This is a genomic window from Deltaproteobacteria bacterium (genome assembly GCA_026388415.1).
Taxonomy (GTDB): Bacteria; Desulfobacterota; Syntrophia; order Syntrophales; family JACQWR01; genus JAPLJV01.
This window is the reverse complement of record JAPLJV010000015.1, coordinates 14,505-25,490: the sequence shown is the minus strand read 5'-3', so window position 1 is coordinate 25,490 and position 10,986 is coordinate 14,505. Positions and strand designations below refer to the sequence as shown.

At 56.5% G+C, this 10,986-nt stretch carries 7 protein-coding genes; 3 read left to right on the top strand and 4 right to left on the bottom strand.

All coding sequences use genetic code 11. From position 1 onward, the window contains the following. Positions 1 to 58 precede the first annotated feature (58 nt). From NT140_03845 to NT140_03830, 4 genes are all read right to left on the bottom strand, one after another. Positions 59 to 2,908, bottom strand: coding sequence for an N-6 DNA methylase (locus tag NT140_03845; GenBank protein MCX5831013.1), 2,850 nt, complete (start codon positions 2,906 to 2,908; stop codon positions 59 to 61). Between the two features lie 331 nt (positions 2,909 to 3,239). Continuing rightward, the gene (locus NT140_03840) at positions 3,240 to 3,650 is read right to left on the bottom strand and encodes a putative toxin-antitoxin system toxin component, PIN family (GenBank protein ID MCX5831012.1); all 411 of its coding nucleotides are present in this window, start codon (positions 3,648 to 3,650) and stop codon (positions 3,240 to 3,242) included. Continuing rightward, positions 3,647 to 3,883 carry a hypothetical protein gene (locus tag NT140_03835; protein ID MCX5831011.1) on the bottom strand — a complete coding sequence of 79 codons (237 nt, stop codon included), beginning with the start codon at positions 3,881 to 3,883 and terminating at the stop codon, positions 3,647 to 3,649. The genes NT140_03840 and NT140_03835 overlap by 4 nt, the downstream gene beginning before the upstream one ends. Positions 3,884 to 4,069: 186 nt before the next feature. Next, on the bottom strand, positions 4,070 to 4,927 hold the full coding sequence (locus tag NT140_03830) for a L,D-transpeptidase (GenBank protein MCX5831010.1): 858 nt from the start codon (positions 4,925 to 4,927) through the stop codon (positions 4,070 to 4,072). A gap of 306 nt (positions 4,928 to 5,233) precedes the next feature. On the opposite strand from NT140_03830, the gene NT140_03825 reads away from it, so the two are divergent. Genes NT140_03825 through NT140_03815 form a run of 3 tightly spaced genes read left to right on the top strand, consistent with a single transcriptional unit; the run spans position 5,234 to position 10,897 of the window. Further along, on the top strand, positions 5,234 to 6,394 hold the full coding sequence (locus NT140_03825) for an efflux RND transporter periplasmic adaptor subunit (GenBank protein MCX5831009.1): 1,161 nt from the start codon (positions 5,234 to 5,236) through the stop codon (positions 6,392 to 6,394). Position 6,395: 1 nt separating this feature from the next. Next, a complete protein-coding gene (locus NT140_03820; protein ID MCX5831008.1) occupies positions 6,396 to 9,491 on the top strand; it encodes an efflux RND transporter permease subunit in 3,096 nt (1,031 codons plus the stop codon). Continuing rightward, entirely contained in the window at positions 9,488 to 10,897 is a 1,410-nt protein-coding gene (locus NT140_03815) for a TolC family protein (protein MCX5831007.1), read from the top strand. The genes NT140_03820 and NT140_03815 overlap by 4 nt, the downstream gene beginning before the upstream one ends. The last annotated feature ends 89 nt before the right edge of the window (positions 10,898 to 10,986 follow it).

The window sequence follows — 10,986 nt, the reverse complement described above, 5'->3', positions numbered from 1 at the left end:
TTCTATCTCTCGAACGCATCTTCGATGTCTTTCAGCATGACCGGTGGTTTTTCCTTCCTTATGTCCGCTCCCTTGGCTTGACCCGCTCCCTGTTCAGCGCCAGGAGACGGCGGAGGATTTCTCGGTCGGACATGTCCGGGGTGTAATCCTCCCAGCCGTATGCAGCGGCGACGGCCCGATCAAGTTTTTCCTGGCGCAGTTTCAGCCCGGCGGGCATTTCGTTGTAGAGGTTGGTCAGGGTGCGCTTCTTCCAGGCCGCAGTGTACTCCGGCTTGGGGACCGGTCGGGGCGGAAAACCGGCGTTTTGTTCTTCCTGCGTGCTCTCCCAGTCCAGCCAGCCCTCCGGGTTAAGCCATTTTTCCCGCCAGGCATCGAGGTCGGCGGCGGCTTCGGCGATTGCGGCGAACGGTTCGCCTTCGGGAGCGGCCTTCGCCTTGAGGTCGAATCCGGGCGGGAAGGAGAAGGTTTCAAAGCATAGACTTGAGTTGTAGACTGGGTCATTTCCAACGCCCAAACGTCCTCCGTTTTCAATCGCCCATAAGCAATGGATGCGTGAGGATAGTATGCCAAGCGTCACATCGTCTTGGCGCGGGATGACGATTAGCTTGTGTTCAGGCGCTACCTCCACTGGAAATTTGACGAAGAAGCGGTGCTTGGCGGTTTCCGAAGTGGCGATGTAGTGGGTGAGGCCATGCAGGGCGGCGCGCAGCGCCGGCCGCTTTTCACCATGCTGCCACCATTTTTCCGCTCTGGCCGCACGGTTGTTGGTTATGCGTACCGGCTTCACCTTATTCTCCACATAGGCGAAGGGTGTGAGGTAATCGGCGGCCGCAGCCAGATCCATCCCGGCGAAGTCCACCACCCAGTTGCCCGCCCAGCGCCGGGTGATGTCGGAACCGTTGTAGATGGGCCGCACGACGTCGCTGTTGGGGCGTCCGTTCGGATTGCCGCTTTCCTTAAGCCATTTGAGGGCCGTGGCGGTGTCTACTTTGAAAGGACCGGCCAGACAAATTCCGAAGAATGAGCGTCCTTTGTTGGCGGGGAGCGGCAGGGCCTGGGTAAGGTCAGACGTTTCTTCTCCCTGGGCGCTGCCCGTTAAATCGGCATGGATAGCGGTCATGGAATTTCCGTCGAGCCGCGTGCTGCTGCCCTGCCCAAAACAGACCAGGCTGACCCGCACGGCAGCCCCTTCGTTCACCCAATCCTCGTCCGACCACGCCTCGAAGATGCGAGTGCTCGCAAGAATCCGTTCCAGCACGGCGCGGTTGCGTATCTGACGAATGGAATTGGTGGCGACCAGTCCCGCCGCCCTTGCATTTCCCGCTTCGATCTGCGCCCGCGCTTTCTCGAACCAATAGGTCACCAGATCGGCGCCGCCCGGTACACGGCCTTCAAAACGCCGGCGCAGCCGTTCGACGTAGGCGTCGCCCAGTTCGCCGCGCATCATCTTGTCGCCCAGAAAAGGCGGATTGCCGACGATGACATCGGCTTTCGGCCAGGCGGCCTCGCTATCGTCGGGGTTGAGCAGCGCGTCGCGGTGCTCGATGCCGTCCAGGGGGCGCAGGATGGGATCTCGGGCGATTTCACGTCCGTTGCGACGGCACCACTGGATGTCGCCGATCCAGACGGTGACGCGGGCGAGTTCGGCGGCAAATTCGTTGATTTCGATTCCGCGAATGTTGTGCGGCCCGGTTTGCATCAAGAGTTCGGCTTCAAGTCCCAGTTCCCGCGCTTCGATGTGGACTTGCTTCTCCAGATCGCGCAGGGCCTTGAGGGCCAGGTAGAGAAAATTCCCCGATCCGCAGGCGGGGTCGAGCACCTGAAAGAGATGGAGAAACAGCAGAAAGCCTTGGTAGGCGGCGCGGGCTTCCTTGTATTCCCTGGTGCGCGGGCCTTTGCCTTGCCCGGCAGCAATAACTGCTTTAACGGTCTGCCATTTGGCCAGCAGAGGCTCAGTAATCAGCGGACGGATGAGCTTGGCGATGGTGCCGGTATCGGTGTAGTGAGCGCCGAGCGGGGCACGGGCGGCAGGATCGAGGCCGCGTTCGAAGAGTGTGCCGAAGATAGTGGGATCAATGGCTCGCCAGTCCATGTTGGCTGCGGCGGCGTACAGCGCGGCCAGATCATCTGTGGTCAAAACGGGAACATCAATAGTTTTGAAGAGACCGCCGTTGAACCAGGCGATGTCGTGATCGCCGTATTCACCGCCGGTTTTTTGCTGCATGGCGGTGAAGAGCTTGTTGATACGTTTGCCGGCCTTGTCGGCGTCGCTGCCGGCGCTTTTGAGGATTTCGGTAAAGACGCTGCCGGGGAGCAGGTTTTCATCTTCCGCAAAGATGCTAAACAGGCATTGAACCAGAAAATGAGCGACACGCTGGCCGTCAAGCCCGCGTTCGCGCATGTTTCTGGCGAGTCCGGCAAAGTGCCCGGCGGCCTCAGCGGTGATGGTGGCGGTGGATTTTTCCGGACGGAGTTTTTGGGGGTCCGTGAAGACCCAGCGCAGAATTTGCCGTTTTTCGGGATCGATGAGTTCTTCGATACGAATTTCGCGCGGTTCGTCCGGGTAACCGGTGAAGGCGGTGTGAATGATGATGCGCTCCCGGTCGGAGACGACGAGGAGCGGCGGGTTTTCCAGTTGCAGGGCGTAGTCGGTAAGCTGATGCAGGGCGGTGGCAAGGTCGCGGCCCGGCTTTTTGTTTTCCCAGCCGAAGTAGCCGCGTTTCCAGACATCGGCCCAGCCGTCGCCGCCGCCGGATTTCTTGGCCCCCTGTTCAAAACAGTAGTTATCCGGATCGCGAGGTTTGTCCACGCCGAGCAGGTCGCACAGATCGTCAAAATGCGCCTGCGCCCCGCCGCGTTCCGTGAGTTTGTTGTCTTTCCAGAGGGCGATGAATTCTTCGGGTGTCATGTTATTGTCCCATCATCATTTCTGTTGACTCCATACAATCATTTCAGCAGTGCGGCAATGAAATTCAATCCCCAAAATAACTATGCGGGCCGGAGCGCCCAAAAGAGGTGACAGATTTATTTCCCCAAACTTCAGATCATCGTCTCTCAGCCATGTGGCCGCGCCACGCCTCTGGGTCAGCCCTCATCGGAGGTCACTATAACGCGTTAAAGTTACTTATCATCATGATATTATTTATACTATAGCGACGACTCCGATTATTTTCAAGTCAGATGGTTACTGCCTTGGCCACCCGGTCGCGGGCTTCCTCCGGCGCAACTAATCACTCATTTCACCAATGATCAGAGACAAGCCTTTTGAAATAGGATACGGAAATGACAGTCGTACTCATCAGCTTGTATGCTTCCTCAAAATCCTTATCTCCCGTAATCAAATAGTCGGCACCTGCGGACAATGCACAGGTTACAAATCGGGCATCTTTCTGATCGCGAGGGAAATTGACCGTTGATGTAACATCTAAAAGTGTTATGACTTCATTGAAAATATCTGACCATTTGTTTAAAATTTCCTTCGGTACGGCAAACCGCTCGCGGCTCAATACACCGATGTATTCTTCTACAATTTCACGGGAGGCAACCCATTCAAAGTCGGGATTCCCGATAACAAACAGAATCACAGCTTCCGGATTGCGATCTCTCAACACTGCCGAGACAACAACGTTCGTGTCAATTACGACCCTCATCGAACGCTTCGGTATGCCGCTATTTCAGCAGCGATATCCGCCTCGCTGATTGCCTGGCTTTGAGGCAATGACTGCGTTTCTTTCAAAAGCAGCTCAAAATCCTTGACGCCATTATCAGGTGAATCCTCCCGCAAGATTAGCACCTCGATACGCTGCCCTGCTCTGAAGGGTAGATTTGTTAATACAACTCGTTTGGGATCCTGCACGGTTAGGTGTGTTTTATACGCTCTCATAGATCAACCTCCCATACTAACTTCATTAAAGCTTTGTTCCGGTCTTTTATTTCACCGCACATAAATCCGCGCCTGCCGGTCTCAGACAATACAGAAAAATTAGGGGGTTATCAAGGGGAAATAAGTCGGTCGGTGCCTGGAGTGAGGCGGATGCACCTAAATTATCGGTTATTGTACTGTGCTGTGTTACTGCGGGGGAAGATTACCGGCCAGGTATTGCGGTAATTCTCCCCTGATTTCCACTTTGGGACCGTTGGCTATTAACGTCATGCGGCCGTCATCCGCTTCATTTTGATCTGCGTCGGCCACCCAGCGATACAGCCATGCTGCATCATTGATGACGGGCTTGGTCGGCACGCCGTAAACCCTTTTTTGCATCTGTTCATCGTAAATACCGATGCAGCCGTGGGAAACCGGTTTGCCGGGCATATCCCGGGCATGAATCCAGTAGGAAACACGTTCTTTATCAATGTGAAAACGGACGGCATAGTCCATAGGGTATTGGGCATCTCCCTTCTTGGTTGTGTACAGGGAGGACGAATGCTTTTGGTGGCGGGCGTCCACCTTGAAAGTACCCACTGGTGTCAGGTGCTCATCAATGCCGGTCGCCGCGGGCGTGGAAAACTGCAATTTCCCATATTCGTAGGCGCCGAGCCACTGTTCCCTGACGTCCACCAGCACATACTTGCCGTACTTTGCCGCCGGTTCATACAGGGAGGGCAAGGGGCTGTAATTGCGTATGTCGTCCATGTTTACAGGCTTCTTGATGGTCATGCCGGGATAGACGTGACGCCGGTCAATCCGGTTAAAGCGGGCGACATAAACCCAGTCCGCGCCGAAAAGGCGCTCCAGGTTTTCCTGGGGCATGATGAAGTGAGCTTTCCATTTTATGGCGGCCTGACTCGGATAGAAAAATCTGCCGAGATCCTCCTTGGCCTTGTCAACGGGCGAGGCGGCCGGGCCGGATGTGCTCTCCGGACCGGAGATGATTATCACGCCGGCCGTAATCAGGGCCAGCAAAGCTACACAAAATTTATGAACCATATTAATCCGCTTCTCGCTGCACTATCCTTTACAGAGTCCCGCGAGAGCATCTTAACTTTTCACGAGGTTGTCAACTACTTTTCTTGAGTAAGTTAGAAGTTGCTTTCCGGCAGGAAGCAACTTCGTTAATGCATTATCCTGATTCCTGCATATGCCCAATCCTTGTCATATTCCATCAGCCGGGTTCCGGGCCTATCAGAAATTTTTCCTTGACTCACCTCCCGTGAATCCCTATACCTACCGGCTAAGCACACAGACTAAAAATTCAAGGCATGATGGGTGATATATGGCGAGAGGGAGAAGAGCATGATGAAGATGGCGATAGTAATAGCGACCATTGCGGTTATGGGTCTAAGTTTTTTCGGCTGCACCTCCCAGGGAGGGGAGAAAAAAGACGCGCCGGCCGGCAAGATCCCTACTGCCGTTGAGACAGTTCCCGTAACGGTGGCCGACATGAGCCGGGGAGTGGATGTCGTCGGGACACTGGCGCCGAAATTTGAAGCCGAGGTGAAATCCGAGTATCTTGGCGTCGTTACGGAAATCTACGTTACGGAGTGGGTCAGGGTAAAAAAAGGGACGCCTCTGGCCAAGCTTGACACCCGCGAGGCGGACAACGTCGAAAGGAAGATGCAGGCTAACCTGGCGGCGGCCCGGGCCGGTCTGCTGGAGGCTGAGGCGGCCGGAGGCAGGGCGGAGCGGGAATACGAACGTAGCCGTAAACTTAAAGAAGCTGGCCTGATCACGCAACAGAATCTGGAAGATGCAGAGACGGGCAGGTCCGCCGCCCAGGCCCGGGTCAGTGCGGCCCGGGCGCAGATTACCGCTGCCGAAGAGGATCTCCGGCAGACGGAGACGCGACTGACCAAGGCTATACTCCGGTCGCCGCTGGACGGCGTGGTTTCCTTGCGTACCGTTAGCGTCGGAGATCTCGTGGGCGAGATGGGTTCGCCCAAGGTGATGTTCAAGGTCGTGGATAATCGTCTGTTGGATCTGATCGTCAATGTTCCTTCCTTTGAGACCGGGATGCTTAAGGTGGGTCAGCCGCTGGTTTTTACCACTGATGCGGCGCCCGGAAAGACTTTCCGCGGTCAGGTTAAATTCATCAACCCCTCCGTAAGTCGGGCGGACCGCTCCGTCCAGGTCATTGCCGAGGTTCCCAATGTGCCGGAAGTGCTAAAGGGCGGCCTGTTTGTCCAGGGCAAGATTATTACGGAGCAGCGGAAAGGGGTTAGGCAAGTCCCGCGGCCTGCTCTTATCTCCTGGGATGTGGCGGGAAGGCAGGGCGAGCTCTTAGTGGCGGAAAATGGCGTCGCCCGCCTCCGCAAAGTGCAGACAGGCATCATTGCCGACGATATGATAGAAATAACGGGCGGTTTGGTCTCAACAGGCCAGATAATCCTGCGTGGCGGCTTCAATGTGAAAGACGGCGATCCGGTCAAGGTGGTTGGGAAGCAGGGAGGCCGTTAGCATGTTTCTATCCGATCTTTCCATTAAACGGCCCATTTTTGCTGCCGTGATGATGTTGGTGCTGGTTACTCTGGGCATCTTCTCCTACCGGCGTCTGTCCATTGATATGTATCCCGACGTGGAGATACCGGTCCTCTCCATTGTTACCAAATTTCCCGGCGCCTCTCCCGAAACGGTGGAGCGGGAGATTACCAAGCGGATAGAGGAAGAGGTCAACCGGATTCCCGGCGTCAAGCACATCATGTCCACCTCGCGGGAAAGCGTGTCCAGCGTCGTGGTTCTGTTTAAGTTGGAGGTCAAGATCAATGAAGCCGCGCAGGATGCGCGCGCCAAAATCAACACGATCCGCGGCGACCTTCCCCAGGGTATTGAAGATCCGGTCATTCAGAAGCTGGACTTCTCTGCCATGCCCGTCGTTTCGCTCGCCATCCGGGCGGATGGTCTCTCTCCCCGGGAGCTGACGACCCTGGTGGAGAAAAAAGTGAAGCGACGGTTTGAAAACATCGCCGGCGTGGGCAAGGTGGAACTGGTCGGGGCCGCCAAAAGGGAAGTAAACGTGATCGTGAATCCCATCCGTCTGGAGGCGATGGGTATGGGGATTGACGAGGTCATTGCGGGTCTGCAGTCGGAAAACGTGAACACCCCGCTGGGCCGTTTGCAAAGCGGCGGCAGCGAATATGTCCTGCGCATCGCCGGCAAGCCTGATGCCGTCGGACGGTTTCAAGGCATGGTGATCGGGGCGCGCAATGGCCGCCCCGTGACCCTGGGCGAGGTGGCGGAGATCACCGACGGTATTGAGGAGGAACGCACCACGGCCCTGGTCAACGGGACGCGGGCGATCTCGCTGGATATCCTGAAGCAGTCTGGAGCCAATACGGCAGGCCTTGTGGACCGCGTCAAGGCAGAGATGGAGAAGCTCAAGACCGAACTGCCGACGGGTGTAAAAATAGAGCTGGTGCGCGACGGATCGGTCATGATTCGTGATTCCGTCCGGGACGTGGAAGAGACGATGATTATCGGCGGGATACTCACCATCCTCATCGTATTCTGTTTCCTCAACTCCTGGCGTTCTACAGTCATAACGGGGCTCACGCTCCCCATCTCGGTCATCTCGTCCTTTACGGTCATGAACTTTATGGGGATGACGCTAAACGTCCTGACGCTCATGGCCCTGTCGCTCGCCATCGGCCTCCTCATTGACGATGCCATTGTGGTGCGGGAGAATATTGTCCGCCATCTGGAGAAAGGGGAAGACCACTTTGCCGCCGCCCGGAACGGAACGGCAGAGATCGGGCTTGCCGTTATGGCCACCACCTTCACCATTGTCTCGGTTTTCATTCCTGTGGCCTACATGAAGGGCATCGTGGGCCGGTTCTTTTTCCAGTTCGGCATTACGGTATCCTTTGCCGTCATGATTTCCCTCTTCGTTTCGTTTACTCTGGACCCCATGCTTTCCTCGCGCTGGCTTGATCCCGACATTCACCGGACAGGTAAGCGCAACCCGCTGGCCCGGGCGCTTGATCGCTTCAATGACTGGTTCGACCGCATGGCCGACGGTTACCGCGCGATGATTGCCTGGGCGCTCGATCACCGGAAGACGACACTATTTCTGGCGACGCTGGCCTTTGCCGGCGGGCTGGCGATCCTCGCCAATCTGGAAAGCGCCTTTTTCCCGGAAGCCGACAACTCCGAAATCCAGGTCAGCTTCAAAAGCGCGCCTGATGCCTCCCTGGCGGAGACGCAGGGGCGATTGGAAAAAGTGCTGACCATGATCAGGAGTATTCCCGAGGTAAGGCACACCTATGCGACCATCGGGGCCGGGGAAACAGCGACGGTGCGCGATGCCGTGATCTATGTGAAATTAGCGGAAAAGGGGGAGCGGAAGCTCAGTCAGAAGGAAATCCAACGGATCATCCGTCGGGAATTGCAGCAGATACCGGGGATAACGCCTTCCATCATGGAGGTGGGTCGCATGGACAACCAGAAACCGTTGCAGATCAGTATCCGGGGGGATGAGATCGCGACGCTCAAGCGCTACGCCGCCGATCTGAAGAAGAGAATCGAAGGCATCAAGGGAATCGCCGACCTCGAAGTAAGCATGGAGCAGGATATCCCGGAATTCCGCCTGGCCGTGAACCGTGAACTGGCAGCGGCGAGCGGGGTGATGACGGGCGATATTGTGCGGACCCTGGGTGTGCTGGTGGGAGGGCAGGCGGTATCCACCTACGAGGACGAAGATGGCGATGCCGTGAATTTGCGGGTACGACTCCCACTGCCGCTGCGACAGCAGCCGGAACAGGCGGGGCGGCTGAATCTGGTTGTGCGCAAGCCCGGCGATGCGCCTTCACTGATTCCCCTCGGGGCGCTGGTTACCTATCAGCGGAGCGCAACGCCCGCCGAGATCAACCGGCAGGATCTGACCCGCGAGGTGGTTATTTCGGCCAACACGGACGGAATGCCGCTGGGCACGGCCGTCAATAAAATACGCGCCGCCGCCGCCGATCTAAAAATGGACAAGGGATACCGGCTGATCTTTTCGGGCGAGGCTGAGGACATGATGGAATCCTTCGGCTACATGGCGGAGGCGCTGCTGCTGGCGATAATCCTGGTTTACTTCGTGCTGTCGGCGCAGTTTGAGTCCTTCATCAGCCCCTTCTCCATCATGCTGGCGCTGCCCCTGTCACTGGTGGGCATGGCGGGGATGCTTTTTCTCACGGGGGATACGATCAACATCATGTCGCTTATCGGACTCATCATGCTCATGGGACTGGTTACCAAAAACGCCATTCTGCTCGTGGATTTTGCGCAGGTACTGCGCTCCCGCGGTATTGAACGGCGGGAGGCCATTATCACGGCCGGCCGGACCAGACTGCGGCCCATCATGATGACTACGGTGGCCATGATCTTCGGCATGCTGCCGCTGGCCCTCGGTCTGGGCAAAGGGGCGGAGTTCAGGGCGCCTATGGCCCGCGCCGTCATCGGCGGTCTCATTACCTCGACTTTTCTGACGCTTTTGGTGGTGCCGGTAATGTATTCCTGGTTAGACGATCTGGCCGGCCGTCTGCACCATTGGTGGCGGAAGGAGGAAAAAGCATGAAAGACCAAAGTTTACCGGCTTGTTCAATCTTTGCCGCACAGGCTGGTTCAATCTTGAAGATTGAACCAAATATTAAATGGTTGCGAAAAAATATCTGTATCGCCATTTTTTTATTGGTGGCGCTCCTGCCTTTGTCCATCCCCACCGTTCTAAATGCCGGTGAAAAACAACCGGCCAAAGTCCTGACCCTGCAAGATGCCCTGGAGATTGCCCGGGAAAAAAACAGAGATATTCTCAAGGCGCAGGAATACCGCAAACAGGTCGCCGGGCGCTATGTGGAAGAGCGGGCCGCCGCCCTGCCCCAGTTCATGATTTCTTCCGGGATATACCGCAGCCGCGATGAAAGCCAGATGGCTTACGGGCCGGGTTTTTCTCTTGAATCGCAGACGAAAAGCGCCACCATAGGACTCAACCAGGTGCTCTTCACCTTCGGACAGATAGGCGCCGCCATCAGGGGCGCCAAGATGGGGATCGCCTCGGCTGATGAGCAGTTGCGCATCTTCCGTCAGGCGGCCCTCCGGGATGTCTCGGCCGCCTTTTACGATGCCCTGCTGTCCGGGGAGCTTCTGAAGCTTTCCACCCAAAATCTGGAGCAGAAAGAACGCCACCGCGATGAGGTACAGAAGAAGTTGAAACTGGGCGTGGCCACCGATTACGATGTCTTGTCATCGGAAGTGGCGGTACAAAACGCCCGCCCCGAAGTCATCAGGATGGAAAACCTTGTGCGCATCTCCCGCGAAAAGCTCCGTTTCCTGCTCGGTCTGGGGGATGCAGAAATAGAAGTGCAGGGTGATTTGGGAAGGGATGGCGGCCCCTATCCCCGGCTGGAAGAAACAGCGGCAAAGGCGCGCCTGAATCGCCCCGACATTGCTGATATGGGTTACAGAATAGCAATCGCCGGAGAACTGATTACCATCGCGAAGGCAGGAGACAAACCGCGCCTGGACCTGAAAGCGGACTGGGGATGGCGCGATTTGGCCCTGCAAGGCAGCAATGCCGACGGTCAGGCCTGGACGGCCGGTATCTTTCTCACCTATCCCTTCTTTGACGGTATGCGCTCCCAGGGCAGGGTGCTGCAGGCCAGAAGCAATCTGGCTACTTTGAAGATCGAAGAAGCCAAGCTGCTGGATGAAATACTCTTGCAGACGCGGGGGGCTGTTGATGCGGTGTGCGAGGCAGGCGAGATCGTCAAGGCCCTCACCGCCACTGTTGAGCAGGCCGATCGGCTGCTCCAGATGGCGGAAAAGGGTTATGAATTTGGCGTGAAAACGAAATTGGATGTGGACGATGCCGCCCTCAACAGGATGCAAGCCCGGAGCAACCTCGCCCGTGCCCGGCGGGACTATATGGTGGCGCTGGCAACGCTCGATTGGGTAATGGGAACCAGCGGAGAAGAAGGAAAATAAATTTTACATATATTCATCAGACTTGCCATCAACTAAAAAGTATGATACTTCACAAAAAGAAGGAAGCATTACGGTATGACCTACATGTC

Excerpts from the sequence above, each read along its gene's own strand:
- NT140_03845 (MCX5831013.1), bottom strand. The coding sequence starts at position 2,908 with ATGACACCCGAAGAATTCATCGCCCTCTGGAAAGACAACAAACTCACG.
- NT140_03840 (MCX5831012.1), bottom strand. The coding sequence starts at position 3,650 with ATGAGGGTCGTAATTGACACGAACGTTGTTGTCTCGGCAGTGTTGAGA.
- NT140_03835 (MCX5831011.1), bottom strand. The coding sequence starts at position 3,883 with ATGAGAGCGTATAAAACACACCTAACCGTGCAGGATCCCAAACGAGTT.
- NT140_03830 (MCX5831010.1), bottom strand. The coding sequence starts at position 4,927 with ATGGTTCATAAATTTTGTGTAGCTTTGCTGGCCCTGATTACGGCCGGC.
- NT140_03825 (MCX5831009.1), top strand. The coding sequence starts at position 5,234 with ATGATGAAGATGGCGATAGTAATAGCGACCATTGCGGTTATGGGTCTA.
- NT140_03820 (MCX5831008.1), top strand. The coding sequence starts at position 6,396 with ATGTTTCTATCCGATCTTTCCATTAAACGGCCCATTTTTGCTGCCGTG.
- NT140_03815 (MCX5831007.1), top strand. The coding sequence starts at position 9,488 with ATGAAAGACCAAAGTTTACCGGCTTGTTCAATCTTTGCCGCACAGGCT.